The organism is Variovorax sp. GW821-FHT10D07 (genome assembly GCF_059415325.1).
Window position 1 is genome coordinate 1 of the sequence record NZ_JBWKMZ010000024.1, and the last position, 24,111, is coordinate 24,111.

25 protein-coding genes and 1 riboswitch are annotated in these 24,111 nt (G+C 69.6%); of the genes, 11 read left to right on the plus strand and 14 right to left on the minus strand.

The features are described from left to right. Window positions 1–193: 193 nt before the first annotated feature. Together tynA and AC07PU_RS39485 are read left to right on the plus strand one after the other, a co-directional pair. Window positions 194–2,497, plus strand: coding sequence for a primary-amine oxidase (gene tynA, locus AC07PU_RS39480; protein ID WP_495323320.1), 2,304 nt, complete (start codon window positions 194–196; stop codon window positions 2,495–2,497). Window positions 2,498–2,508: 11 nt separating this feature from the next. Then, entirely contained in the window at window positions 2,509–3,675 is a 1,167-nt protein-coding gene (locus AC07PU_RS39485; RefSeq protein WP_495323321.1) for a serine hydrolase domain-containing protein, read from the plus strand. A gap of 3 nt (window positions 3,676–3,678) precedes the next feature. Here the strand turns inward: AC07PU_RS39485 and ruvA are convergent, their stop codons facing one another. Next, window positions 3,679–4,251, minus strand: coding sequence for a Holliday junction branch migration protein RuvA (gene ruvA, locus AC07PU_RS39490; protein ID WP_093348037.1), 573 nt, complete (start codon window positions 4,249–4,251; stop codon window positions 3,679–3,681). A 103-nt stretch (window positions 4,252–4,354) separates the two neighbouring features. Between ruvA and AC07PU_RS39495 the strand changes: the two genes are divergently transcribed. Genes AC07PU_RS39495 through AC07PU_RS39505 form a run of 3 tightly spaced genes read left to right on the plus strand, consistent with a single transcriptional unit; the run spans window position 4,355 to window position 6,375 of the window. Further along, the gene (locus AC07PU_RS39495) at window positions 4,355–5,308 is read left to right on the plus strand and encodes a PhoH family protein (RefSeq protein ID WP_296782979.1); all 954 of its coding nucleotides are present in this window, start codon (window positions 4,355–4,357) and stop codon (window positions 5,306–5,308) included. Between the two features lies 1 nt (window position 5,309). Beyond that, entirely contained in the window at window positions 5,310–5,768 is a 459-nt protein-coding gene (ybeY, locus tag AC07PU_RS39500; protein WP_495323322.1) for an rRNA maturation RNase YbeY, read from the plus strand. Window positions 5,769–5,787: 19 nt separating this feature from the next. Beyond that, window positions 5,788–6,375 (plus strand): class I SAM-dependent methyltransferase, encoded by a 588-nt coding sequence (locus AC07PU_RS39505; RefSeq protein WP_495323323.1) that lies wholly within the window; start codon window positions 5,788–5,790, stop codon window positions 6,373–6,375. A gap of 16 nt (window positions 6,376–6,391) precedes the next feature. Here AC07PU_RS39505 and dtd read toward each other — a convergent pair whose 3' ends face one another. Together dtd and AC07PU_RS39515 are read right to left on the minus strand one after the other, a co-directional pair. Beyond that, window positions 6,392–6,832 carry a D-aminoacyl-tRNA deacylase gene (dtd, locus tag AC07PU_RS39510; RefSeq protein WP_495323324.1) on the minus strand — a complete coding sequence of 147 codons (441 nt, stop codon included), beginning with the start codon at window positions 6,830–6,832 and terminating at the stop codon, window positions 6,392–6,394. Beyond that, window positions 6,829–7,758 (minus strand): cation diffusion facilitator family transporter, encoded by a 930-nt coding sequence (locus AC07PU_RS39515; protein WP_495323325.1) that lies wholly within the window; start codon window positions 7,756–7,758, stop codon window positions 6,829–6,831. Before AC07PU_RS39515 ends, dtd begins: the two co-directional genes overlap by 4 nt. A gap of 147 nt (window positions 7,759–7,905) precedes the next feature. Between AC07PU_RS39515 and AC07PU_RS39520 the strand changes: the two genes are divergently transcribed. Both AC07PU_RS39520 and AC07PU_RS39525 read left to right on the plus strand, forming a co-directional pair. Then, complete coding sequence (locus AC07PU_RS39520; protein ID WP_495323326.1) at window positions 7,906–8,442, plus strand: FecR family protein; 537 nt, start codon at window positions 7,906–7,908, stop codon at window positions 8,440–8,442. Next, window positions 8,439–9,071 (plus strand): OmpA family protein, encoded by a 633-nt coding sequence (locus AC07PU_RS39525; protein ID WP_256222743.1) that lies wholly within the window; start codon window positions 8,439–8,441, stop codon window positions 9,069–9,071. The genes AC07PU_RS39520 and AC07PU_RS39525 overlap by 4 nt, the downstream gene beginning before the upstream one ends. Window positions 9,072–9,136: 65 nt before the next feature. On the opposite strand, the gene tyrS is transcribed toward AC07PU_RS39525, so the two are convergent. Continuing rightward, complete coding sequence (gene tyrS / locus AC07PU_RS39530) at window positions 9,137–10,369, minus strand: tyrosine--tRNA ligase (protein WP_495323327.1); 1,233 nt, start codon at window positions 10,367–10,369, stop codon at window positions 9,137–9,139. 159 nt (window positions 10,370–10,528) lie between these two features. Here tyrS and AC07PU_RS39535 point away from each other — a divergent pair, with 159 nt between their 5' ends. Together AC07PU_RS39535 and AC07PU_RS39540 are read left to right on the plus strand one after the other, a co-directional pair. Further along, window positions 10,529–11,878: a M23 family metallopeptidase gene (locus AC07PU_RS39535; protein ID WP_495323328.1), complete on the plus strand. Its 1,350-nt coding sequence runs from the start codon at window positions 10,529–10,531 to the stop codon at window positions 11,876–11,878. A 61-nt stretch (window positions 11,879–11,939) separates the two neighbouring features. Further along, a complete protein-coding gene (locus tag AC07PU_RS39540; RefSeq protein ID WP_495323329.1) occupies window positions 11,940–13,070 on the plus strand; it encodes an anhydro-N-acetylmuramic acid kinase in 1,131 nt (376 codons plus the stop codon). Window position 13,071: 1 nt separating this feature from the next. Here the strand turns inward: AC07PU_RS39540 and mdtD are convergent, their stop codons facing one another. The 6 genes from mdtD to AC07PU_RS39570 form a co-directional block, all read right to left on the minus strand. Then, window positions 13,072–14,514, minus strand: a complete 1,443-nt coding sequence (gene mdtD / locus AC07PU_RS39545; RefSeq protein ID WP_093348058.1) for a multidrug transporter subunit MdtD — start codon at window positions 14,512–14,514, stop codon at window positions 13,072–13,074. Window positions 14,515–14,602: 88 nt separating this feature from the next. Beyond that, window positions 14,603–14,968, minus strand: a complete 366-nt coding sequence (erpA, locus tag AC07PU_RS39550; protein WP_093348061.1) for an iron-sulfur cluster insertion protein ErpA — start codon at window positions 14,966–14,968, stop codon at window positions 14,603–14,605. 203 nt (window positions 14,969–15,171) lie between these two features. After that, the gene (gene rpsI / locus AC07PU_RS39555) at window positions 15,172–15,564 is read right to left on the minus strand and encodes a 30S ribosomal protein S9 (RefSeq protein ID WP_093348063.1); all 393 of its coding nucleotides are present in this window, start codon (window positions 15,562–15,564) and stop codon (window positions 15,172–15,174) included. Between the two features lie 12 nt (window positions 15,565–15,576). Further along, window positions 15,577–16,005 (minus strand): 50S ribosomal protein L13, encoded by a 429-nt coding sequence (rplM, locus tag AC07PU_RS39560; protein WP_057590758.1) that lies wholly within the window; start codon window positions 16,003–16,005, stop codon window positions 15,577–15,579. Window positions 16,006–16,208: 203 nt separating this feature from the next. Continuing rightward, entirely contained in the window at window positions 16,209–17,432 is a 1,224-nt protein-coding gene (locus tag AC07PU_RS39565) for a S1C family serine protease (protein ID WP_495323330.1), read from the minus strand. After that, window positions 17,429–18,094, minus strand: a complete 666-nt coding sequence (locus AC07PU_RS39570; RefSeq protein ID WP_495323331.1) for a hypothetical protein — start codon at window positions 18,092–18,094, stop codon at window positions 17,429–17,431. Before AC07PU_RS39570 ends, AC07PU_RS39565 begins: the two co-directional genes overlap by 4 nt. A 167-nt stretch (window positions 18,095–18,261) precedes the next feature. Between AC07PU_RS39570 and AC07PU_RS39575 the strand changes: the two genes are divergently transcribed. Then, the gene (locus AC07PU_RS39575) at window positions 18,262–19,218 is read left to right on the plus strand and encodes a 23S rRNA (adenine(2030)-N(6))-methyltransferase RlmJ (protein WP_093348071.1); all 957 of its coding nucleotides are present in this window, start codon (window positions 18,262–18,264) and stop codon (window positions 19,216–19,218) included. Window positions 19,219–19,234: 16 nt separating this feature from the next. Here the strand turns inward: AC07PU_RS39575 and AC07PU_RS39580 are convergent, their stop codons facing one another. From AC07PU_RS39580 to ahcY, 4 genes are all read right to left on the minus strand, one after another. Then, window positions 19,235–19,867, minus strand: a complete 633-nt coding sequence (locus AC07PU_RS39580; RefSeq protein ID WP_093348399.1) for a septal ring lytic transglycosylase RlpA family protein — start codon at window positions 19,865–19,867, stop codon at window positions 19,235–19,237. An 86-nt stretch (window positions 19,868–19,953) separates the two neighbouring features. Then, entirely contained in the window at window positions 19,954–20,778 is an 825-nt protein-coding gene (gene metF / locus AC07PU_RS39585; RefSeq protein WP_495323332.1) for a methylenetetrahydrofolate reductase [NAD(P)H], read from the minus strand. A gap of 9 nt (window positions 20,779–20,787) precedes the next feature. Then, complete coding sequence (locus AC07PU_RS39590; protein WP_093348076.1) at window positions 20,788–21,576, minus strand: TlyA family RNA methyltransferase; 789 nt, start codon at window positions 21,574–21,576, stop codon at window positions 20,788–20,790. Window positions 21,577–21,585: 9 nt separating this feature from the next. Further along, the gene (gene ahcY / locus AC07PU_RS39595; protein ID WP_093348078.1) at window positions 21,586–23,025 is read right to left on the minus strand and encodes an adenosylhomocysteinase; all 1,440 of its coding nucleotides are present in this window, start codon (window positions 23,023–23,025) and stop codon (window positions 21,586–21,588) included. 70 nt (window positions 23,026–23,095) lie between these two features. Further along, window positions 23,096–23,163: riboswitch (S-adenosyl-L-homocysteine riboswitch) on the minus strand. 151 nt (window positions 23,164–23,314) lie between these two features. Between ahcY and AC07PU_RS39600 the strand changes: the two genes are divergently transcribed. Then, window positions 23,315–23,983, plus strand: coding sequence for a hypothetical protein (locus tag AC07PU_RS39600; protein WP_296781134.1), 669 nt, complete (start codon window positions 23,315–23,317; stop codon window positions 23,981–23,983). Window positions 23,984–24,111 lie beyond the last annotated feature (128 nt).

A 24,111-nucleotide genomic window follows, 5' to 3' on the forward strand; every position in this document is an offset into this window, starting at 1 on the left:
GTTGCGCTCCTAGCGTGTGCGCACGCACACGCGTCGTCGCGCGCCTTGATGGGCGGGCTCTGGCGAGCTTCGCGACCCCTTGGATAGTGTTAACAGGCCCTGGCTTGCCGAATCCGGCTAACCGCCGCGCGGGCCACGCCCTTAACTTCGCTGTCGCTCGTCACAACATGCGAAGAAAAGGGAACAGTCGTCCATGCGCAGCAGCCACCATCGAACGCCGGTCCGCGGCACCACCCGCACCCTTCTTGCCACCGCGCTGGCGCTGGCCCTCGGCCCGCTCGCGGCCGGCGGCGCCCAGGCCCATGGCGGCGCGGCCCACATGGTGCCGCTCAAGAAGACGGTCGAGGATTTCGGCGCCACCGTGCGCTTCGACAGCTTCGCCAACGTCTACACGGTGGCGCGCAACGGCACGCTGGTGCGCATCAAGCCCGGCTCGAAGACCGCGCTGATCAACGGCCAGCCGCTGCAGCTCGACGTGCCGGTGGTGCTGCGCAAGGGCGCGGCCTGGGTGCCGCACGACTTCATCAACCAGGTGTTCCAGTCCAGCCTGGACCGCACCTTCGTGCTCGAGCGCACGCCGAATCCGCTCAACCCGCTGTCGGCCGAGGAGATCCAGGCCGCGCTCGAGACGATCAAGGCCTCGGGCAACTACAAGCCCGGCCTGCGCTTCACCGAGATCAGCCTCAAGCGCCCGCCCAAGGACCAGGTCTGGGCCTTCGCGCTCTCGGGCCAGCCGGTGCGCGCCACGCGGCAGGCCAGCTTCGTCGCGCTCGACGGCAAGAAGGCGATCGAGGGCAGCATCGACCTCGCGGCACGCAAGCTGCTCGAATGGAAGCCGGTGGAAGGCGCGCACGGCATGGTGCTGCTCGACGACTTCGCCACCGTGCAGAGCGCGATCGAGGCCAGCGCCGACTACGCGAAGGCGCTCGCCACGCGCGGCATCGACGACGTGAAGAAGGTGGTGGCCACGCCGCTGACCGTGGGCTACTTCGACGGCAAGGATTCGCTGCGCCAGGAGGACCGCCTGCTCAAGGTGGTGAGCTACCTCGACGTGGGCGACGGCAACTACTGGGCGCACCCGATCGAGGGCCTGGTGGCGGTGGTCGACCTCGAGCAGAAGAAGGTGCTGAAGATCGAGGACGGCGGCCTGGTGCCGGTGCCGCTCAAGCCCACGCCCTACGACGGCCGTGATCGCGCCGGCACGCCCGCGCCCAAGCCGCTGGAGATCACCGAGCCCGAGGGCAAGAACTACACCATCGCCGGCAACATGCTGCACTGGCGCAACTGGGACTTCCACCTGCGGCTCGACTCGCGCGTGGGCCTGGTGCTCTCGACCGTGACCTACAACGACAAGGGCACCAAGCGCAAGGTGATGTACGAAGGCTCGCTCGGCGGGATGATCGTGCCCTACGGCGACCCCGACACCGGCTGGTACTTCAAGGCCTACCTCGACTCGGGCGAGTACGGCATGGGCACGCTGACCTCGCCGATCGAGCCCGAGAAGGACGCGCCGCAGAACGCCGTGCTGCTCGACGCCACCCTGGCCGACTACACCGGCGCGCCCGTGAAGGTGCCGCGCGCGATCGCGGTCTTCGAGCGCTATGCCGATCCCGAGTTCAAGCACCAGGAGATGGGCAAGCCCAACGTGAGCACCGAGCGGCGCGAACTGGTGGTGCGCTGGATCAGCACGGTGGGCAACTACGACTACCTGTTCGACTGGGTGTTCGCCGAGAACGGCACCATCGGCATCAACGCGGGCGCCACCGGCATCGAGGCCGTGAAGGGCGTGAAGTCGCGCACCATGCAGGACGCGACCGCCGCCGAGGACACGCGCTACGGCACGCTGCTCGACCATCACATCGTCGGCACCACGCACCAGCACATCTACAACTTCCGGCTCGACCTCGACGTGGACGGCGAGAACAACTCGCTGACCGAGGTCGACCCGGTGGTGCTGCCCAACACCCGCGGTGGCCCGCGCACCAGCACCATGCAGACGGTGCAGCGCACGGTGGCGACCGAGCGGCAGGCGGCGCAGAAGTTCGACCCGTCGACGATCCGGCTGCTGAGCAATCCGGCCAAGAACAACAAGGTCGGCAACCCGGTCTCGTACCAGCTGATTCCCTACGCGGGCGGCACGCACCCGATCGCCAAGGGCGCCAACTTCGCGCAGGACGAGTGGATCAACCACCGCCTGAGCTTCATGGACCGCCAGCTCTGGGTGACGCGCTACGACCCCGAGGAGCAATTCCCCGAGGGCAAGTACCCGAACCGCTCGAACAAGGACACCGGCCTGGGCCAGTTCACCGCCGACGACCAGGCGATCGTGAACACCGACAACGTGGTCTGGCTCACCACCGGCACCACCCACGTCGCGCGCGCCGAGGAGTGGCCGATCATGCCCACCGAGTGGGTGCATGCGCTGCTCAAGCCCTGGAACTTCTTCGACGAGACGCCGACGCTGGGGCTGAACCGGCCGGCCAAGGCTGGCAAGTAAGGAGCTACCGCATGGCGGACACCGAAGCCATCGGCCGGCTCGAGGACCTGATGACGCTGGCGCCCGAGCTGCAGGCGCCCACCTACCGCCACATGGACCGGCTCTACGCGACGCGCACGATCAAGCGCGGCGCGCAGGTGCATCCGCTGCCCGCGGGCCCGACGGTCGACGTGCGCTACCGCGCTGGCGACGCAGAGTTCGGCATCGACGCGTTCATGGCGCGCAACCGCACGGCCGGCCTGCTGGTGCTCAAGAACGGCCAGGTGGTGCTCGAGCGCCATGCGATGGGCAACGACGCGGCCACGCGCTGGATGTCGTTCTCGGTCGCGAAGTCGATCGCCTCCACGCTCGTGGGCGCGGCGCTGCACGACGGCCTGATCGCGAGCCTGGACGACGCGGTGGTCGCCTACGTGCCCGCGCTGCGCGGCTCGGCCTACGACGGCGTCACGCTGCGGCAGGTGCTGCAGATGAGCTCGGGCGTGGCCTGGAACGAGGACTACCTCGACCCGGCCTCCGACCGCCGCCGCATGCTGCGCGCGCAGCTCGACCAGGACGCGGGCGCGGTGCTCGCCTTCATGGCGACGCTGCCGCGCGTGGCGCCGGCCGGCACGCGCTTCAACTACAGCACCGGCGAGACCTACCTGGTCGGCAGGATCCTGGCCGGCGCGCTGCGCGAGCCGATCGGCGACTACCTGTCGCGCAAGATCTGGGCGCCCTTCGGCATGGAGGCCGATGCCTATTGGCAGCTCGATGCGCCGGGTGGCCAGGAGTTCGCGGGCAGCGGCGTCAACGCGACCCTGCGCGACTTCGGCCGCTTCGGCCTGTTCATCCTCGGCGGCGGCATGGCCGGCGGACAGCGCGTGCTGCCCGAGGGCTGGCTGCGCGAGGCCACGCGCGCCGACCCCGCGCAGCGGCTCGCGCCCGGCACGCTCGAAGGCTACGAGCCGATGGGATACGGCTACCAGTGGTGGACCTTCCCGCGCGGCGCGCAGGCGCTGCCCGAACTCGACGGCGGCCTGTTCGCCGCGCTCGGCATCTTCGGCCAGCAGCTCTACATCCATCCGAAGGAGCAGCTCGTGGTCGCGATCCACAGCGCCTGGCCGCAGCCGGTGCACGGGCCGAGCCTGGTCGAGACGCATGCGCTGCTGGGCGCGCTGGCGAGCGCGCTGCGCGCCTAGGCCTTATTTCGCCAGCGCCTTCAGCGCCAGCTTGATGCCATCGCTCACGCTCACGTCCTTCGGCAATGCCTTGAGCGCGGCGGCCGCTTCCTTGTCGCTGTAGCCCAGCGCCACCAGCGCCTGCAGGATGTCGGCCTGGGCATCGGAAGCCGCGTGCGCGGGCAGGCCGATGTCGGCGCCGAGCTTGCCCTTGAGCTCGAGCAAGAGGCGCTCGGCGATCTTCTTGCCGATGCCGGGCACCTTCACCAGCCGGCCGGCCTCCTGCAGGGTGACGGCCTGCGAGAGCTCGCCCACGCTCATGCCCGAGAGCACGCCCAGCGCGGTGCGCGGGCCCACACCCGAGATCTTGATGAGCTGGCGGAAGGCGGCGCGCTCCTCGGCGCTGCCGAAGCCGTAGAGAATCTGCGCGTCCTCGCGCACGATGAAGTGCGTGAGCAGCGAGATCTTGGCGCCGACGCCGGGCAGGTTGTAGAAGGTGCTCATCGGCACGTCGACCTCGTAGCCGACGCCGTTGCAGTCGATCACGACCTGCGGCGGATTGCGTTCGGCGAGTATCCCGGTGAGTTTGCCTATCATTGGCGCCCCCCCGACGCTTGCGGCGCTTCCCGCCTTGGGTTGCATTTTCTGGAGCAGGGCCGGTCTTGCATGGGCTACCAATAAAGATGGAAATGGAAACCGCGTGATTCTGCGACACACCTTCGCTCCGCCCAACAACACGCGCCTGGGCCACCTGTGCGGCCCGCTCGACGCCCACCTGCGCCGCATCGAGGAGGCGCTCGCGGTGAAGATCGCGCACCGCCACGAGCAGTTCAAGATCGACGGCCCCAAGGTCAACGCCCAGCGCGCGATGGACGTGCTGCAGGCGCTCTACGAGATCGCCCAGCGGCCGATCGACGCGGCGGTGGTGCAGCTCACGCTGGCCGGCGACGGCTCGATGGACGAGGACGTGGACGGCGCGGTCACGCTCGCCACCCGGCGCGCCGACCTGCGCGCGCGCACGCCGACCCAGAGCCTCTACCTCGACAACATCGCCAAGCACGACATCACCTTCGGCATCGGCCCGGCCGGCACCGGCAAGACCTACCTCGCGGTGGCCTGCGCGGTCGATGCGCTCGAGCGCAGCGCGGTGCAGCGCATCGTGCTCACGCGTCCGGCGGTCGAGGCCGGCGAACGCCTGGGCTTCCTGCCCGGCGACCTGACGCAGAAGGTCGACCCCTACCTGCGGCCGCTGTACGACGCGCTCTACGACCTGATGGGCTTCGAGAAGGTGCAGAAGGCCTTCGAGCGCAACGCGCTGGAGATCGCGCCGCTGGCCTTCATGCGCGGGCGCACGCTCAACAACGCCTTCGTGATCCTCGACGAGGCGCAGAACACCACGCCCGAGCAGATGAAGATGTTCCTCACGCGCATCGGCTTCGGCGCCAAGGCGGTGGTGACGGGCGACGTGAGCCAGATCGACCTGCCCAAGCAGCAGCTCAGCGGCCTGATCGATGCCGAGCGCGTGCTGCGGCGCGTGAACGGCATCGCGATCACGCACTTCACGAGCGCCGACGTGGTGCGCCATCCGCTGGTGGCGCGCATCGTCGACGCCTACGACGGCCAGCGCAAGCGCGCCGGCGCGGGCGGGCACTGAGATGGCGCTGGCCGCACTCACCCTGTCGCTGCAGTTCGGACGCTTCAAGGGCGTGGAACGGCACCGCGCCGCGCTGCCGCGCCACGGCGTGACGCGCTGGATCCGCCATGCGCTCGATGCCGACGCCGAGATCACGGTGCGCATCGTCGATGCCGACGAGGGCCAGCAGCTGAACCGCGAATTCCGCGGCAAGGACTACGCGACCAACGTGCTGACCTTCGACTATGCGCAGGCGCCCGTGGTCATGGCCGACCTGGTGCTGTGCGCGCCGGTGGTGGCGCGCGAGGCGAAGGAGCAGCGCAAGACGCTGGCCGCGCACTACGCGCACCTGCTGGTGCACGGCACGCTGCATGCGCAGGGCTGGGACCACGAGACCGGCGAGGAAGACGCCGAGGCGATGGAAGCGCGCGAGATCGAGATCCTCACGGGGCTGGGCATCCGCGATCCCTACAACCGCTGAGGCCCGCGCACCGATGACCATGGATGACACCGACCCGTGGCTCGTGCGCTGGCTGCCGCTGCTGGCCGAATGCGCGGGCGCCGACCCGGTGCTCGAGCTGGGCTGCGGCGACGGCCGCGACAGCGCCACGCTGGCGGCCGCGGGGCTGCGCGTGGAGGCGATCGAGCTGTCGGCGCAAGCTGCGGATGCGGCGCGCGAGCGGCGCCTGGCGGGCGTGCGCGTACACAACCAGGATTTCCGCGCGCCCTTTCCGCTGGCCGAGGGGCAGCGCATCGGCGTCGTGCTCGCGAGCCTGTCGCTGCACTACTTCGAATGGGCGCAGACGCTGGAACTGGTCGAGCGCATCCATGCGCTGCTGCGGCCCGGCGGCGTGCTGCTGTGCCGGCTCAACTCGGTCAACGACCGGCACTACGGCGGCCGCGGCCCGGGTCGCGCGGACGAGGACAACCTCTACCTCGTCGACGGTTCTCCCAAGCGCTTCTTCGAGCGCGGCACGGTGCAGCGGCTGTTCGCGCGCGGCTGGCGCATCGCGCAGCTCGAGGAACTGAGCATCGACCGCTACGAGCACCCGAAGGTGGCGTGGGAAGCGCTGCTGCGGCGCGACTGAACCAGGGGCGCCGCCCTCAGCTCATCTGCAGCGGAATCGTGACCGGCCCGTCGTTGAGCAGGTGCACCTGCATGTCGGCGCCGAACTCGCCCGTGGCCACCACGGGATGCGCGGCGCGCGCCCGGGCGACGAAGTAGTCATAGAGCCGGCGGCCCTCGTCGGGTGGCGCCGCGAGCGTGAAGCTCGGGCGGTTGCCGCCGCTCACGTCGGCCGCGAGCGTGAACTGGCTCACCACCAGCAGGCCGCCGCCGATGTCCTGCACGCTGCGGTTCATCTTGCCGGCCGCGTCGGAAAAGATGCGCAGCTTGAGCATCTTGGCGAGCATGCGATCGGCCGCGGCGTCGCTGTCGCCGCGCTCGGCGCACAGCAGCACGAGCAGGCCGGCGCCGATCTCGCCGACGGTGCGGCCCGCGATGTCGACGCGTGCCTGCGCCACGCGCTGGAGCACTGCTTTCATGGATGGAATTCCTCGGGGGTGTCTGACGGAAGCTGGGTGGCGCGGGCTTCCATGCCCAGCGGCAGCAGCTGGATGGTCACGCGCAGGCCGGGCACGGCGTCCATCAGGGCCTGCTCGAGCGCATCGCGCAGCGCGGCGGCGCGCTCCAGGGTCCAGTCGCCGGGCACGTGCATGTGCAGGTCGGCGAAGCGGCGCTGGCCGGCGCTGCGCGTGAAGATGTCGTCGAAGCGCAGCCGGCCGCCCTCGGGCACGCCGGCGGCGAAGCGCTCGAGCGTGGCGCGCAGCAGTGCCTGGGTCTCGGGCTCGAGCGCCTGGTCCATCAGGCCCTGCGAGGAACGCCAGACCAGCTTCGCGCCCTCGCGCGCGATGTTCAGCGCCACGCCGATGGCCAGCAGCGGGTCGAGCCAGAGCCAGCCGGTGAAATGCACCGCGACGATGCCCACCAGCACCGCGGCCGAGGTCCAGACGTCGGCCATCAGGTGGCGCGCGTCGGCCTCGAGCGCGATCGAGCGGCGGGCCTGGGCGGCGCGGAACAGCAGCCACGCGAGCCCGGCGTTCAGGCCCGAGCTGACGATCGACAGCGCGAGGCCCCAGCCGAGCTGCTCGAGCGGCTGCGGCGCCAGCAGCCGCTGCACCGAGACCCAGAAGATGGCCACGGCCGCGCCCACGATCAGGATGCCCTCGAAGCCCGAGGAGAAGTACTCGGCCTTGTGGTGGCCGTAGGGATGGCCCTCGTCGGCGGGGCGCTCCGCGATCGTCACCATGGCGAGCGCAAAAGTGGCGCTGGCCAGGTTGACGAAGGACTCCATGGCGTCCGAGATCAGGCCCATCGAATGGGTGATGTAGCCCGCGAGGCTCTTGAGCACGATCGTGACCAGCGCCACCGCGATGGACGCCCGCAACAGGGTCTTGGGGGTGAGATTCATGCGAGCGTGGAGGGTGATGACGGCGACAGGCGACAGGAAAAACGGTAAAAGGCCGCAGTTAGCCACCGAATTATCATGTTCGTGTCCAGGTGTAACGCCTTCGCATTAATAATTGTGTCCGCCCCGAAACAGTTCGCGGAAAACCCGATGATGCACAAGAAATTCCTCCTGCCCCTGCTGGGCTGCGCGCTGCTTGGCGCCGCGGCGATCTCGCAGGCGCAGACCGCCCCGAGCGCCCCGGCCGCCGCGCCGGCTCCCACCGCCGCCGCAGCAGCAGCGCCCGCCGCGACCGCCCCCGAGCGCCAGGCCGGCTTCGTGAAGTCGGTGCGCGGCGACGTCAAGCTGCTGAGCGCCGCCGCCACCGCCCGCAACGCCGTGCCCGGCGACGCCCTGGCCTCGGTCGACCGGATCGTGACCGGCCCCGACTCCTCGGCCGCGGTCGTGCTGCGCGACGACACCACGCTGGTGGTCGGCCCCTCCTCGCGGCTCGACCTCAAGCAGTTCCACTTCGACGCCACCACCCACGAAGGCGGGCTGCTCGTTTCGCTGCTGCGCGGCTCGATGCGCATGATCACCGGCCTGATCGGCAAGACCAACCCCGACGCGGTGCGCGTCGAGACGCAGACGGCGACCATCGGCATCCGCGGCACCGACTTCATCGTCCAGACCGACGGCCAGCCATGATGCGTTCCGGTTCCAGTTCCCTCGTTTCCTCCCGCCTGCGCTTCCTCGGTGCCGCGTTGCTGGTCGCGCTGCTCGCGGCCTGTTCCTCGCCCGCCACCCGCGTGGTGCTGCTGCCGCAGGCCGATGGCTCCGCCTCGGCGGTGGTGGTGCGCGCCAAGAATGGCGAGGAGGTGCTCTCGCAGCCCTACCAGCGCGCCACGGCCAAGCAGGGCGCCTCGGGCGCGCCGGTGGTCGACGCAGCCGATGCGGCCAAGGTGCAGGCCGAGAACAAGCCGCTGTTCGACATGCGTCCGCCGCCGTCGCAGCGCTACACGGTGTACTTCGAGCTCGGCACCATCACGCTGACGGCCGCCTCGCAGAAGATCATGGAAGAGGCGCTGGCCGCCGCGCAGGCGCGCCCGGGCGGCGACATCGTCGTGGTCGGCCACACCGACACCAAGGGCACGCTGCAGAACAACGACGCGCTCTCGCGCCGCCGCGCGCAGGAAGTGGCCCAGCTCTTCATCGAGCGCCGCTTCCCGGCCAACCGCATCGAGGCCGCGGGCCGCGGCGAACGCGAACTGGCGGTGCCGACGGCCGACGAGGTCGACGAGCCGCGCAACCGGCGCGTGACGATCGAAGTGCGCTGAGGCGCGCCCCTCGCGCAAAAAAGGCCGGGATCGACCCGGCCTTTTTTTGTTTGGAAGCGCCCGGTTCAGGACAAGGTCACGCGCGCGAACTTGCGCTTGCCGACCTGCACCACGTAGCTGCCGGCCGGCAGCTTGAGCCCCTTGTCGCTGACCACCGCGCCGTCGATGCGCACGCCGCCGCCGTCGATCAGGCGGTTGCCCTCGCCGGACGAGGCCGCGAGGTTGGCCTGCTTGAGCAGCTGGCCGATGCCCAGCGGGGCGCCGGACAACGCCACCTCGGCGATCTCGTCGGGCACGCCGCCCTTGCTGCGGTTGACGAAATCCTGCTCGGCCGCCTCGGCTGCCGCAGGGCTGTGGAAGCGCGCCGTGATCTCCTTGGCGAGCGCGACCTTGGCGTCCTTCGGGTTGCGGCCGCCCTCGATCTCGGCCTTGAGCGCGGCGATCTCCTCGAGCGAACGGAAGCTCAGCAGCGTGTACCAGCGCCACATCAGGTCGTCGGAAATCGACAGCACCTTGGCGTACATGGTGTTGGCGTCTTCGCTGATACCGATGTAGTTGTTCTTGCTCTTGGACATCTTCTCGACGCCATCGAGCCCTTCCAACAGCGGCATAGTGAGTATGCACTGCGGTTCCTGGCCATATTCCTGCTGCAGATGCCGGCCCACGAGCAGGTTGAACTTCTGGTCGGTGCCGCCGAGCTCGAGGTCGCTCTTGAGCGCCACCGAGTCGTAGCCCTGCATCAGCGGGTAGAGGAACTCGTGCACCGAGATCGACTGGCCGGCCTTGAAGCGCTTGTTGAAGTCGTCGCGCTCCATCATCCGCGCCACCGTGTACTTGGCGGCCAGCTGGATCATGCCGCGCGCGCCCAGCGGGTCGCTCCATTCGGAGTTGTAGCGGATCTCGGTCTTCTCGGGATCGAGCACCAGGCTGGCCTGCTTGTAGTAGGTCTGGGCGTTGGCCTCGATCTGCTCGCGCGTGAGCGGCGGACGCGTGCTGTTGCGGCCCGAGGGGTCGCCGATGGTGGTGGTGAAGTCGCCGATCAGGAAGATCACGCGGTGCCCCAGGTCCTGGAGCTGGCGCATCTTGTTGAGCACCACCGTGTGGCCGATGTGGATGTCGGGCGCGGTCGGGTCCAGCCCGAGCTTGATGCGCAGCGGGGTTCCGCTGGCTTCGGAGCGTTGCAGCTTGCGGACCCACTCGTCCTGGGGGAGCAGTTCGTCAGCCCCCCGGAGGGAGATTTCGAGCGCGCGTCCTACACTATTTGAAAGGTCCATGGATGTAACAGATTCGGCGTTCATGGGCTTTTTTTGGCTGACTTTTTGAGTGCGGAAGCTATACTCGCCCGACTTTTTCAAGCGCCGGATTCTAAGCGGCGCTTTTTCCGCACCGTCCTGCCGCCCTGACCGCTCTGGGCTCCGCAGCGCGGATCTGCAGAAACCTGAGCTGGAATTCATAGTTTGATCAACGGCATTCTTGCCGCCGAGGAGCTTCTCGCTTCTCGCGTGGCTTATACGTTCCGGACCTACCCCAAGCAGATCACCGCGATCATCGCGGCGGCTCTGCTGAGCGCCGGAACCCTCGCCGTGGCTTCGCTCGGACCCGACGCCTCGGACCTCCCGGTCCACCAGGTGCTCGAAGCCACTTCCGCCCCCCTGTCGTTCGCCGAACAGGCCACGTCGCTCGAGGACTTCAGCTTCACGCTGTTCCGCACCGACGTCACCCGCTCGAGCGACACCGCCGAGGCGCTGCTCAAGCGCCTGGGTATCTCCGACCCGGTCGCCAGCGCCTTCGTGCGCGGCAGCGGCGAGGCCCGTTCCGCGCTGTTCGCGCGCGCCGGCCGCACCGTGACCGCCGAGGCCACGCAGGACAACCAGCTCAAGAAGCTCAGCGCACGCTGGATTCCCGACGGCGACGGCGGCTTCAAGCGCTTCGTGATCGAACACACGCCCGTGGGCTTCGTGGCCCTGACCGAGCGCGACACCCTCACGCCGGGCGCCCGCCTGGCCAGCGGCACCATCCGCAGCTCGCTGTTCGCCGCCACCGACGAAGCGCGCATCCCCGATGGCGTCGCGAGCCAGCTGGCCGACATCTTCGCGGGCGACGTCGACGTGCGCCAACTGCGCAAGGGCGACCGCTTCGCCGTGGTCTACGAGACCTTCGAGGCCGACGGCCAGGCGCTGCGCAGCGGCCGCGTGCTCTCGGCCGAGTTCGAGAACAACGGCAAGATCCACCAGGCCGTGTGGTTCCAGCCGCCGGGCGCGGGCCAGAAGGGCAGCTACTACCGCCCGAACGGCGACAGCCTGCGCAAGGCCTACCTGGCGACGCCGGTGGAATTCACGCGCGTGTCGAGCGGCTTCGCGATGCGCATGCATCCGATCCTCAACAGCTGGCGCCAGCACAACGGCATCGACTACGCGGCGCCCACGGGCACCGCCGTGCGCACGGTCGGCGACGGCACGGTCGACTTCGCCGGCACGCAGAACGGCTACGGCAACATCGTCATCATCAACCACCGCAACAACCAGCAGACGGCCTATGCGCACCTGAGCCGCATCGACGTCAAGGCCGGCCAGAGCGTGAGCCAGGGCCAGACCGTCGGCGCCGTGGGCTCCACGGGCTGGGCCACCGGTCCGCACCTGCACTTCGAATTCCGGGTCAACGGCGTCTACCAGAACCCGACCTCGATCGCGCAGGAAGGCGGCGCCCCGATCACCGCCGCGATGCGCCCGGCCTTCGAGCGCATCGCCGTCGGCGCGCGCAACGAACTGGCCGCCGCGTTCTCGGTGGTGCAGGCCAGCGCGGACTGAGCGCCGCGCTCCTCCTCTCATATATAGAAGCGCCGGAACGTCCGGCAGCTCCCCCAGCCCCATGGCCACCGGCGATCTCTACATCGGACTGATGTCGGGCACCTCGCTCGATGGCGTGGACGGCGTGCTCGCCGACTTCTCCGGCGGCGGGATCTCGGTCACCGGCTACGCCACCGCCTCCTTTCCGGTCGGCCTGCGCGGCGAGCTGATGGCCCTCAACACCCCGGGCGACAACGAACTGCACCGCGCGGCGCTCGCCGGCAACGGGCTGGCGCGCGTCTACGCGGGCGTGGTCGAGCAACTGCTGGCCGATGCCGGCCTCGAACCCGGCGCGGTCCGTGCCGTCGGCGTGCATGGCCAGACCGTGCGCCACCGGCCCGGCGAATTCGACGAGGTCGGCTACACGCTGCAGCTCAACAACCCTTCGCTGCTGGCCGAGCTCTGCGGCATCGACGTGGTGGCCGACTTCCGCAGCCGCGACCTCGCGGCCGGCGGCCAGGGCGCGCCGCTGGTGCCGGCCTTCCACCGGGCGCTGTTCGCCGGGCCCGGCGAGCCGATCGCGGTGCTGAACCTCGGCGGCATCTCGAACCTGAGCCTGCTGCCGGCCAGCGACGCGCCCGAGGGCGCGGTGGTGCTGGGCTTCGACTGCGGCCCCGGCAATGCGCTGATGGACCACTGGTGCCAGCGCTACCACGGCCAGCCCTTCGACCTCGACGGCCAGTGGGCCGCGAGCGGCAAGGTGCTGCCCGAACTGCTCGCGCGGCTGCAGGGCGAGCCCTTCTTCGCCAAGGCCCCGCCCAAGAGCACCGGGCGCGACCTGTTCAATCCCGAATGGCTGGCGGCGCACGTGGGCACCGGCGCGGCCGACGCCCCGGTCGACGTGCAGGCGACGCTGGCCGAACTGACGGCCAGCACCTGCGCGGCAGACCTCCTGCGCTACGGCAACGAGAGCAAGCTGCTGATCGTCTGCGGCGGCGGCGCGCTCAACGGCCACCTGCTGTCGCGGCTGCGCGCCCTGCTGCCGGGCATCGCCGTGGTGGCCTCGAACGAACGCGGCCTGCCGCCGCAACAGGTGGAGGCGGCCGCCTTCGCCTGGCTGGCGCGCGCCACGGTGCGGCGCGAGAGCGGCAACCTCGCCAGCGTGACCGGCGCGCGCGGCGCGCGCGTGCTGGGCGCGATCTACCCGGCCTGACTCAGCCCTGGCCCGAGACCTCGGGCTGCGCGGGCCGCGGCGCCCGCACTTCCGCCGGCAGATGCCAGAAGATGAGCGCCGAAGCCACCGTGATCAGGCCCATGCTGGCGAAGGTGGCCTGAAAGGCATCGAGCGTGCGCACCGCGGTGTCGGTGCCGAAGATGCCGTTGTAGCCCGCCAGCACCGCGCCCGCGGCGGCCACGCCCATGCTCATCGCGAGCATCTGCACCATCGACAGCAGGCTGTTGCCGCTGCTGGCCATGCTGCCGTCGAGGTCCTTGAGGGTGATGGTGTTCATCGCCGTGAACTGCAGCGAATTGACCGCGCCGAAGAACAGCAGCTGCAGCACGTGCAGCGCGACGGGCTGGCCCGGCGCCGTGAGGCCGAAACTGGCCATCGCGAGCCCCACCAGCACCGTGTTGACCACCAGCACCTGGCGGTAGCCGTGGCGCGTGATCAGCGAGGTGGCGAAGCGCTTCATCGCCATGCCGGCCAGTGCCACCGGCAGCATCATCAGCCCCGCGCGCACCGGCGAATAGCCCATCGACACCTGCAGCAGCAGTGGCACCAGGAAAGGCATGCAGCTGCTGCCCAGGCGCGAGAACAGGTTGCCGAGCAGGCCGATGCTCAGGGTCGGCACCTTGAACAGCGAGGGCGCGAACAGCGGCTCGGGCGTGCGCGCCGCGCGCAGCCAGTAGGCCGCCACGCTCGCAAAGCCGAACACCAGCACCACCATCACGCCGCCCTGGCGCAGGCCGAGCTCGGCCACGCCGTCGAGCGAGAGCGAGATCGCCACCATGCCGAAGGCCAGCAGGCCGTAGCCCACGCCATCGAAGCGCCGCAGCGCGGCACCGCGCAGGTCGGGCATGAAGCGCAGGGTGGCGATGCAGCCGGCCAGGCCCACCGGCACGTTGATCAGGAAGATCCAGTGCCACGAGGCGTACTGCACCAGCCAGCCGCCCAGCGTGGGCCCGAGCAGCGGGCCGATCAGGCCGGGAATGGCCACGAAGCTCATCGCCTGCAGGAACTCGCCGCGCGGCACGGTGCGCAGCAGCGCCAGCCGCCCCACCGGCAGCAGCAGCGCGCCGCCGAGCCCCTGCACCACGCGCGCGGCCACCAACTGGCCCAGCCCGTGCGAAAGCGCGCACAGCACCGAGCCCAGCGCGAACAGCACGATGGCCGCGAAGAACACGCGCCGGGTGCCGAAGCGGTCGGCGATCCAGCCCGAGGCCGGGATCAGCATCGCCATCGTCAGCGCATAGGCCACCACCACCGACTGCATGCGCAGCGGGCTCTCGCCGAGGCTGGCCGCCATCGCCGGCAGCGCCGTGTTGATGATGGTGGCGTCCAGCGTCTGCATGAAGAAGCCCACCGCCACGAGCCACAGCAGGCTCTTGCGGGCGGGGGCGACGGCGGTGTTGGCTACGGCGGTGTCGGGCGGCATGGGCGGGGAGGAAGACACAAAGCAAAAAGCCGCCCGGAGGCGGCTTGGTGGGGGGATGGTGCGCTGCGGGCAGGCACCATCGGTCGGATCAGGCCGAGAAGCTGGAGCCGCAACCGCAGGTGCTGGTGGCGTTCGGGTTCTTGATCACGAACTGGGCGCCCTGCAGGTCTTCCTTGTAGTCGATCTCGGCGCCGACCAGGTACTGGTAGCTCATGGCATCGATCAGCAGCGACACGCCGTTCTTGGTCATGGTCGTGTCGTCTTCGTTGGTGATCTCGTCGAAGGTGAAGCCGTACTGGAAGCCCGAGCAGCCGCCACCCTGGACGAACACGCGCAACTTGAGGTCGGGATTGCCTTCTTCGGCGATCAGGTCGGCCACCTTGGCGGCCGCGCTGTCGGTGAAGACGATCGGTTCGGGCATCTGGGTCTGGATGTTTTCGGCAAGGGCGCTCATGAGGGGAAACTCCTGGAGAGGGGCCGGAACATGCGGCCAAGGGAGGGAATGCTACTGCAATGCGGGCTTTGGAGCCGGGGCTGCAGGCGGTGCACCCAATGCAAGTGGGGTCGCAACCACACGAGGGCAAGGCCGGCTCGAGCCGCGATGCCCATGAAAAAACCGCCCGAAGGCGGTTTTCTCGGCAGGCCGAAGGCTGGAGATCAGCGCTTCGAGAACTGCTTGCGGCGGCGTGCGGAGTGCAGACCGACCTTCTTACGTTCGACTTCACGCGCGTCGCGGGTGACGAAGCCGGCCTGGCTCAGCACCGGCTTGAGGCTCGCGTCGTAGTCGATCAGCGCGCGGGTGATGCCGTGGCGGGTTGCGCCGGCCTGACCCGATTCGCCACCGCCGTGCACGTTCACCATGACGTCGAAGGCTTCGAGGTTGTTCGTCAGCGCCAGCGGTTGCTTGGCGATCATGATCGAGGTCTCGCGGCCGAAGAACGCTTGGATGTCCTTGCCGTTGACCGTGATCTTGCCGGTGCCCTTCTTCAGGAACACGCGAGCGACGCTGGATTTGCGACGGCCGGTGCCGTTGTTCCATTCACCAATCATTCTCAAGGCTCCTTACAGTTCCAGCACTTTGGGCTGTTGGGCGGTGTGCGGATGCTCTGCACCACCGTACACCTTGAGTTTCTTGATCATGGCGTAGCCGAGCGGGCCCTTGGGCAGCATGCCCTTGACGGCCTTCTCCAGCGCGCGGCCGGGGTGCTTCGACTGCATGTCGCGGAAGTTCGTCGCCGTGATGCCGCCCGGGTAACCCGAGTGACGGTAGTACACCTTGTCGATGGACTTGGCGCCGGTGACGCGCAGCTGTGCTGCATTGATGATGACGATGAAGTCACCGGTATCGACGTGAGGCGTATAAATGGCCTTGTGCTTGCCGCGCAGACGGAGGGCAACTTCGCTGGCTACCCGTCCGAGGACCTTGTCGGTCGCGTCAATCACAAACCACTCGTGCTTCACGTCAGCGGGTTTTGCGCTGAACGTGGTCATGAGATTTCTCTTTTCAAAAGAGGGTTTGGCGGGCCCTTTTCCACGGTCGGTTTTCCTCTGTTGGGAATCTCTTAGGTGGTGGAAGTACTTCGCCGCGGGGCCACAAAAACGCTGCGAAGCCCGCGATTATACGAAGAATCGGGGTTGGCGGGCAATTTTCCGGCTGGCCGCTCCCTCGAGCCCCTCGAATGCCCGCTCCGGGCTCAGCGCCAGACCCGCACCAGCTCCAGCGTCTCGCGCGTCATGCCGAGGTAGACGCGGCGGTATTCGGCCTCGAAACGGACCACCCGGCCCAGGTCGGGCGCGTAGTAGGCCGTCGCCTTGAAGGGCAGCGCCTGCGCGGGCCCGGTGCCCACGAGCGCGAACATCCAGCCCTCGAAGGCGATCTGCTGCACGCTCAGCGCCTCGCCATCGACGGTCAGGCGGCTCGTGCCGATCACCGTGGCATCGAGCGCGTAGCGCGCCTTCTCCCCGCTGGAGGACGAGGTGTACTCGCTGCGCCAGCGCATGCCCGGCGTCATCGCGGGCCGAATCCAGCCGCCGGGCGGCGAGGCCGCGTCGAACAGCCCGCCGGCCGGCGAGGTCATCGACACCAGCTGGCCATCGGCCTTCTCGACCCGTCCGCCCTGGTTGTAATAGACGTTCTCGCCCTCGATCCGGTCGACCCGATAGCGCACGGGCGTCCGCACGCCCGTGAGGCCATCGATCAGCACGTATTCGAACACTTCGCCGAGCCGGGGCGCCCCCGGACGGCCCGCCGCGGGCGCGCCGCGGCCGTTGCCGTCGGCGCCGCCAGCGCGTGCTTCCAGCGCGGTCTTCGCGCGCGCCGGCAGTTCGGCCAGCCATTCCGCGGGCACCGCGAAATTCAGGCTGCCGCCGTCCTTGGCGGCGAAGGTCGTGATGCCCAGCAGCCGGCCTTCGCTGTCGAACAGCCCGCCGCCGCTCGAGCCGGGCGCGATGGCCGCGGTGGTCTGCAGCAGGCGCTCGCCCTCGTCGCCGCGCAGGCCCGACAGGATGCCGTCGCTGAGGGTGTTCTCGAGGCCGCGCGGATTGCCGATGGCATAGACGCGCTGGCCCACGCGCGCGCTGCCCGCAGGCGCCAGCGCCACCGGCGGCGCCGTGAAGTTCGCCACCTTGACCTGGCACAGGTCGCGCTGCGGATCGGGGTACTCGAGGGTGGCGCCGTAGGCCACGTTCTCCTGGCGCACGACGAAGCTGCTGGCCTTCGCCAGCACATGGCAGTTGGTCACCAGCCGGCCGGGCGCGATCACGACCGCGCTGCCGGCGCTGAGCGGCCGGGCCTGGGCGTCGAAGGTGCGGACGGCCCAGACGCTGCCCGACACCTTGGCGAACAGCGCATCGGGCTCGAGCGCCGCGGCGGGGCCGGCGACCAGCAGCGCCGCCAGGCAGAGAACGCGAGTCCTCATGGCTTGGCGGGAAGCAGCGCGCCGAGGTCTTCCATCGAGACACGCGCGCCGGATGCGGCGGCGCGCGGCGCCGGCTGGGGCACGACGGGGGCAGCGGATGCGGCCGGTGGCGGCACGGCCGAGGCCACCACCGGCGGGGCGGCGGGCTTCTCCTCGGCCACCGGCGGCGTCGGCGCGGGTGCGGGCGTGGGCGCGACCTGGGGCGGCGGCGTCACCGCGATGGCCGTGGGCGGCGGCGGCACGACGGAGGGCGCCGCCAGCCGGGTCTCGCCGATGCGAACGCCCGCCAGCGCCTGATCGCCGGTCTGGCCGCTGCGGTCGAAGCTGCGCACCTCGCCGAACACCAGCTGCATCCAGCTCGGGTAGTTGAAGCCGGCGCCGGTGCCCGAATCGATGGCCGCGCCCAGCACGCCGCCGATCAGGATGTTGCCGACCATGCCGGTGTTGACGCGCGAAATCGCCTGCCCCGTGGCCGGCGCCAGGCCGGGCTGCGTGCATTCGATGTTCAGCAGCGCGCCCGAACGGCGCACCGAGACGCTCTCCCCCGAGCGCATCACGATGCCGTTGCGGTCGTTCGTGAGCGTGCATTTGGCGCCCTCGACGGTCTTTCCGGCCTCCGTCAGCGTCTCGATCTTCACGCTCTGCTGGGTGCCGTGCGTCACCGATGCGCACCCCGTCAAAATAGACAGCACGCCCGCCCCCACGCACAGGCCCCAGAATCTCCACCCTGCTCCACGCATTTGCGCCCCTCTTGTTAATTAATGTTTCCGGCGCGCGAGTCTAGCGATGCCGCCGGCCGCATGCCTCCACCTTTTAGGTATTTTTTCTCATGTTCAGCTACCGCCACGCCTTCCATGCCGGCAATCACGCCGACGTGCTCAAGCACATGGTGCTGATCGCCACGCTCGATCACATGCTCGAAAAGGAGACCGCCCTGACGGTGGTCGACACGCACGCGGGCGCGGGCCTGTACCGGCTCGATGGCGACTACGCGGGCACCAGCGGCGAGGCCGCCGAGGGCGTGCTGCGCCTGGTCGCCGACCCCAAGGCCGCGCCGGCCCCGGCGCCCGCCCCCGCGACGACGGCCGCCGCCAAGAAAGCGGCCAAGGAAGCCGAGGCCCCGCTGGCCGATGCGCTCGCGCGCTACCTCGAGGTGATCCACGACTTCAATGCCAAGGGCGGCGCCCGCGTCTACCCGGGCTCGCCGTTCATCGTGCAGCACCTGCTGCGCGACCACGACCGGCTCAAGCTGTTCGAACTGCATCCCACCGACAGCCGCACGCTCACGGCCAACATCGCTCAGCTCGAGGCCGGACGCCAGATCGCGGTGCTGCACGAGGACGGCTTCGGCAGCGCCACCAAGTTCCTGCCGCCGCCCTCGCGGCGCGCGCTGGTGCTGATGGACCCGAGCTACGAGCTCAAGACCGACTACGGCCGGGTGCTCGATTTCGCGGCCGAGGCGCTCAAGCGCTTTGCCACCGGCACCTACGCGGTCTGGTATCCGATCATTCCGCGGCCCGAGGCGCACGACCTGCCGCGCCGCCTCAAGACGCTGGCCACCAAGGCCGGCAAGTCCTCGCTCAACGTCACGCTGACGGTCAAGTCGAGCAAGATCACGACCGCGCCCAGCGGCGAAACCCGCCGCCCGGGCCTGCCGGCCAGCGGCATGTTCCTGATCAACCCGCCCTATACGCTCAAGCCGCTGCTCGAGGCCGCGCTGCCGCAACTGGTGCAGAAGCTGGGACAGGACCGCAACGCGGGCTTCACGGTCGAAGCCGCGGGCTGATCCGCGCGGCGGCCGTTCAGCGCCGCCGTGCCGGCGCGCGGCGCGCCGGCGCCTTGCGGGCCGCCGCGGGCTGGGCCTGCGGCCGGACCGGCGCCACGTCGAGCGAGGGCGTGTCGGTCTCGCCCGGCTGCGCCAGCTCGCCGTCGCAGCGCATGCCTTCGCGGTCGATGACGGTCAGCGCCACCTGCTTGATGCCCAGGCTCGCGAGCCCGATGCGGTCGGCCGCGGCGCGGCTCAGGTCGATCACGCGGCCCTGCGTGTAGGGGCCGCGGTCGTTCACGCGCACCAGCACTTCCTTGCCATTGACGAGGCTGCGCACGCACACGCGGGTGTTGAAGGGCAGGGTCTTGTGCGCGGCGGTCAGGGCGCCCATGTCGAAGCGCTCGCCGCTGGCGGTGCGGCGCTGATGGAACTGGATGCCGTACCACGAGGCGCCGCCGCGCTCGAAGATCTCGCCGCGCGGTTCGTCGCCCGGCAGGCCGTCGGCGGGCAGTTCATCGGGCCCGGTCACCGCGAGGTCGTAGCGCACCGAGGGCACGTTCGAACGCGGCTCGGCGCCGGGCGGCACGGTCATCTGGCGCGGGATCGGCGACAGGCTCTCCTGCGCCACGGTGTCCGACGCCGCGCCGCCCTCGGTGGCCGGCGGCATGGCGCAACCCGCGAGCGCGCAGGTACAGGCCACGAGCGCGGCGCGAAGCGCCCCGCGCAGCGAGCCTGGCGCCCGCGCCGCCCCTCTCAATCCAGGCGCTCCAATACAGCCAGCGTGGCCGCCGACTGGTTCATCGTGTAGAAGTGCAGCGCCGGCACGCCGCCCTCGCGCAGCCGCGCGCAGAGGTCGGTCACGACATCGAGGCCGAAGGCCTTGATCGAGGCCGTGTCGTCGCCGAAGGCCTGCAGCCGCAGCCGGATCCAGCGCGGGATCTCGGCGCCGCAGGCGTCCGAGAAGCGCATCAGCTGCGTCGAACTGGTGATCGGCATGATGCCGGGCACGATCGGCGTGTCGATGCCGAGCGCGTGCGCCTCGTCGACGAAGCGGAAGTAGGCGTCGGCGCTGAAGAAGTACTGCGTGATCGCCGAATCGGCGCCGGCCTTCACCTTGGCCGCGAAGGCCTGCAGGTCGGCCTCGGGCGAACGCGCCTGCGGATGCACCTCGGGATAGCAGGCCACCTCGATGTGGAAGTCGCGGCCGGTCTCCGCGCGAATGAAGGCCACGAGGTCGCTCGCGTACTGGAACTCGCCGCCGGCGCCGTAGCCGCTGGGCAGGTCGCCGCGCAGCGCGACCAGGCGCTTCACGCCCATGGCCTTGAGCTCGGCGAGCTGCGCGCGCACCGTCTCGCGCGTGGCGCCGATGCACGAGAAATGGCTGGCCGCGTCCACGCCCTCGGACAGGATCTCCTGCACCGCGCCGAAGGTGCCCTGGTGGGTGGAGCCGCCCGCGCCGTAGGTGACCGAGCAGAACTCGGGCTTGCGCGCATAGAGCTGCTGGCGCGCCGCGCGCAGCTTGACCGCGCCTTCGGGCGTCTTGGTCGGGAAGAATTCGAAACTCAGCGGAAGGCGCACCTGCGTCTCCTAGGAACCGCCCGCGCCCGTTGCGCGCACGGCGTGAATGAAAAACTCGCGGTTGCCGTCGCCGCCGGCGATCGGGCTGTCGAACCAGCGCAGCACGCGCAGCTCGAGCGCGGCGCAGGCATCGCGCAGGCGCTTCTCGACGATCTCGTACATCGCCGCGTCGCGCACGATGCCGCCCTTGCCGACCTGGCCCGGCTGCAGCTCGAACTGCGGCTTGACCAGCATCAGCAGCTGGCCGTCGTCCGCGAGGAACTGCACCACCGCCGGCAACACCAGCGTGAGCGAGATGAACGACAGGTCGCCGACGATCAGGTCGAAGCGTTCGTCGAAAGGCTCCTCGCCCTCTTCCTGCAGGTCGTCGGCCGAAAGCGCGCGCGCATTGACGCCTTCGATGGCGAGCACGCGCGCGTCCTCGCGCAGCTTCGCATGCAGCTGCCCGTGGCCGACGTCGACGCCCACCACCCGGGCGGCGCCGCGCTGCAGCAGGCAGTCGGTGAAACCGCCGGTCGACTGGCCCACGTCGAGGCACAGCTTGCCGGCGGCATCGACGCCGCTGGCCTCGAGCGCGCCTTCGAGCTTGAGCCCGCCGCGCGAGACATAGCGCGCCTCGGCCGCGTCGTCGAGCTCGAGCTCGGCCGACTCGGGCACCTCGTCGCGGTTCTTCACGACCGAACGCCACGCATCGGTCGAGCCCGCATCGCGCCAGCGCATGCCGCCGGCGATGAGCCGCACGGCCTGCGAGCGCGAGGCGGCGAGGCCGCGTTCCACCAGCAACTGGTCGGCTCGCATGCGCGGCGATCAGTAGCGGTAGCTGTCCGGCTTGTAGGGGCCGTTCTTGCTCACGCCGATGTAGGCGGCCTGGGCGTCGGTCAGCTCGGTGAGCATGGCGCCGACCTTCTTCAGGTGCAGGCGCGCGACCTTCTCGTCGAGGTGCTTGGGCAGCACGTAGACCTTGCCGGCCTGGTAGGCGTCGGGCTTGGTGAACAGCTCGATCTGGGCGATGGTCTGGTTCGCGAACGACGACGACATCACGAAGCTCGGATGACCCGTGCCGCAGCCCAGGTTCACCAGGCGGCCCTTGGCCAGCAGGATGATCTTCTTGCCGTCGGGGAAGGTGATGTGGTCGACCTGCGGCTTGATCTCTTCCCATTCGTACTTCTCGATCGACGCGACGTCGATCTCGTTGTCGAAATGGCCGATGTTGCAGACGATGGCCTGGTCCTTCATCTTCGCCATCGTGTCGTGCGTGATGACGTCCTTGTTGCCGGTGGTGGTCACGAAGATGTCGGCCTTGTCGGCCGCGTATTCCATCGTCACGACCTTGTAGCCTTCCATCGCGGCCTGCAGCGCGTTGATCGGGTCGATCTCGGTGACCCACACCTGCGCCGACAGCGCGCGCAGCGCCTGGGCCGAGCCCTTGCCCACGTCGCCGTAGCCGGCCACGCAGGCCACCTTGCCGGCGATCATCACGTCGGTCGCGCGCTTGATGCCGTCGACCAGCGATTCGCGGCAGCCGTAGAGGTTGTCGAACTTGCTCTTGGTGACCGAGTCGTTGACGTTGATGGCGCGGAACAGCAGCGTGCCCTTGGCGCTCATCTCGTTGAGGCGGTGCACGCCGGTGGTGGTTTCCTCGGTCACGCCGATGATCTCGGCCGACTTGCGCGTGTACCAGGTGGCATCGACAGCCAGCTTGGCCTTGATCGCGGCGAAGAGGATGCGCTCTTCCTCGCTGCCCGGGTTGGCGATCACGCCCAGGTCCTTCTCGGCGCGCTGGCCCAGGTGCATCAGCAGCGTGGCATCGCCGCCGTCGTCGAGGATCATGTTCGGGCCTTCGCCCTTCGAGTCCTTGGGACCGAAGTCGAAGATGGCATGGGTGTAGTCCCAGTAGTCCTTGAGCGACTCGCCCTTGATCGCGAACACCGGCGTGCCCGACGCGGCGATCGCGGCGGCCGCGTGGTCCTGCGTCGAGAAGATGTTGCACGAGGCCCAGCGCACCTGCGCGCCGAGGGCCTGCAGCGTCTCGATCAGCACCGCGGTCTGGATCGTCATGTGCAGCGAGCCGGTGATGCGCGCGCCCTTGAGCGGCTGGCTCTTGGCGAATTCCTCGCGGATGGCCATCAGGCCGGGCATCTCGGTTTCCGCGATGCGGATTTCCTTGCGGCCCCAGGCGGCGAGCGAAAGGTCGGCGATCGCCTGGTCGGCGGACGAAACAGGGGTGGGCTTGAGAACAGCGCTCATGTGAAGTGAACTCCAGAACTGTGTTTGAACGAGGCCACTGCGTCGGGGGAAAAAGACTCACCGCGAGAACAGCGGATGAGCGTGGTTGCGATGGGTCCGAGCCTCACGCCTGGCGGCGCTGCAACGCTCCTCGGAAGCGGCGGATTGTAGACGTGCCGGACACGGGCGCCAACGGCCGGGGCTTCCCACATCACGGAACGCGAGGGCGCGCCAACACCCCGCGTCATGCAGGGCTCAGAGTCGAGGCGTACAACGCTGCCTGCATTCCTTTTCCGCGAAAGCCCCTCCGATGCGTTCATCCCGCCTTTCCCTTCCCTCGTCGCCCACTGCGCGCCGCGCGCTCTGCACGGCGGCCCTGCTCGGCCTCGCCACTCTGCCGGGCCTGTCCTTCGCGCAGCAGGCGCAGGCCGCGCAACCCGTGGTGCGCGTGCGCGGCACGCTGGTCTATGCCGATGCGAGCAAGCTCGTCGTCAAGGACCGCGGCGGCGAGGTCGTGAGCCTCGCGCGGCCCGCGGACATGCCGCTGTCGGAGGTCTATCGCATCAAGCTGTCCGACATCAAGAAGGGCAGCTTCATCGGCACCGCCGCGATGCCGCAGGCCGACGGCACGCAGAAGGCGCTCGAGGTGGTGGTGTTCCCCGAGGCCGCGCGCGGCACCGGCGAGGGCCACTATCCGTGGGACCTGCAGCCGCAGAGCACCATGACCAACGCCACCGTGGCCGACCTCGCGGCCGCGCCGCGCTCGGTGCGCGGCGGGCAGCAGTTGCGCCTGTCCTACAAGGGCGGCGAGAAGACCGTGATCGTGCCGCGCGACGTGCCGGTCGTGACCTTCCGCGCCGGCACCGAGGCGCTGCTGGTGCCGGGCGCCAAGGTGCTGGTCAATGCGCAGGAGCGCAACGGCACGCCGACCGCGCTGCGCGTGGTGGCCGGCCGCGACGGCTTCACGCCGCCGATGTAAGCCGTTGCCGCTACCCACCGGCGCTTCAGCGAGCGCCGGTGCCGTGGCGCACACCATCCCTTCGGGAAATCCCCCAGGCAAATCCGCGGCCGCGATCGCCGCGGCAGGGTCGTCGCGGCGTATCGTGG

What these genes read in the sequence shown, in the direction of transcription:
- tynA (WP_495323320.1), top strand. Translation starts at nt 194, where the DNA reads ATGCGCAGCAGCCACCATCGAACGCCGGTCCGCGGCACCACCCGCACC.
- AC07PU_RS39485 (WP_495323321.1), top strand. Translation starts at nt 2,509, where the DNA reads ATGGCGGACACCGAAGCCATCGGCCGGCTCGAGGACCTGATGACGCTG.
- ruvA (WP_093348037.1), bottom strand. Translation starts at nt 4,251, where the DNA reads ATGATAGGCAAACTCACCGGGATACTCGCCGAACGCAATCCGCCGCAG.
- ybeY (WP_495323322.1), top strand. Translation starts at nt 5,310, where the DNA reads ATGGCGCTGGCCGCACTCACCCTGTCGCTGCAGTTCGGACGCTTCAAG.
- AC07PU_RS39505 (WP_495323323.1), top strand. Translation starts at nt 5,788, where the DNA reads ATGGATGACACCGACCCGTGGCTCGTGCGCTGGCTGCCGCTGCTGGCC.
- dtd (WP_495323324.1), bottom strand. Translation starts at nt 6,832, where the DNA reads ATGAAAGCAGTGCTCCAGCGCGTGGCGCAGGCACGCGTCGACATCGCG.
- AC07PU_RS39515 (WP_495323325.1), bottom strand. Translation starts at nt 7,758, where the DNA reads ATGAATCTCACCCCCAAGACCCTGTTGCGGGCGTCCATCGCGGTGGCG.
- AC07PU_RS39520 (WP_495323326.1), top strand. Translation starts at nt 7,906, where the DNA reads ATGATGCACAAGAAATTCCTCCTGCCCCTGCTGGGCTGCGCGCTGCTT.
- AC07PU_RS39525 (WP_256222743.1), top strand. Translation starts at nt 8,439, where the DNA reads ATGATGCGTTCCGGTTCCAGTTCCCTCGTTTCCTCCCGCCTGCGCTTC.
- tyrS (WP_495323327.1), bottom strand. Translation starts at nt 10,369, where the DNA reads ATGAACGCCGAATCTGTTACATCCATGGACCTTTCAAATAGTGTAGGA.
- AC07PU_RS39540 (WP_495323329.1), top strand. Translation starts at nt 11,940, where the DNA reads ATGGCCACCGGCGATCTCTACATCGGACTGATGTCGGGCACCTCGCTC.
- mdtD (WP_093348058.1), bottom strand. Translation starts at nt 14,514, where the DNA reads ATGCCGCCCGACACCGCCGTAGCCAACACCGCCGTCGCCCCCGCCCGC.
- erpA (WP_093348061.1), bottom strand. Translation starts at nt 14,968, where the DNA reads ATGAGCGCCCTTGCCGAAAACATCCAGACCCAGATGCCCGAACCGATC.
- rpsI (WP_093348063.1), bottom strand. Translation starts at nt 15,564, where the DNA reads ATGATTGGTGAATGGAACAACGGCACCGGCCGTCGCAAATCCAGCGTC.
- rplM (WP_057590758.1), bottom strand. Translation starts at nt 16,005, where the DNA reads ATGACCACGTTCAGCGCAAAACCCGCTGACGTGAAGCACGAGTGGTTT.
- AC07PU_RS39565 (WP_495323330.1), bottom strand. Translation starts at nt 17,432, where the DNA reads ATGAGGACTCGCGTTCTCTGCCTGGCGGCGCTGCTGGTCGCCGGCCCC.
- AC07PU_RS39575 (WP_093348071.1), top strand. Translation starts at nt 18,262, where the DNA reads ATGTTCAGCTACCGCCACGCCTTCCATGCCGGCAATCACGCCGACGTG.
- AC07PU_RS39580 (WP_093348399.1), bottom strand. Translation starts at nt 19,867, where the DNA reads ATGCCGCCGGCCACCGAGGGCGGCGCGGCGTCGGACACCGTGGCGCAG.
- AC07PU_RS39590 (WP_093348076.1), bottom strand. Translation starts at nt 21,576, where the DNA reads ATGCGAGCCGACCAGTTGCTGGTGGAACGCGGCCTCGCCGCCTCGCGC.
- ahcY (WP_093348078.1), bottom strand. Translation starts at nt 23,025, where the DNA reads ATGAGCGCTGTTCTCAAGCCCACCCCTGTTTCGTCCGCCGACCAGGCG.
- AC07PU_RS39600 (WP_296781134.1), top strand. Translation starts at nt 23,315, where the DNA reads ATGCGTTCATCCCGCCTTTCCCTTCCCTCGTCGCCCACTGCGCGCCGC.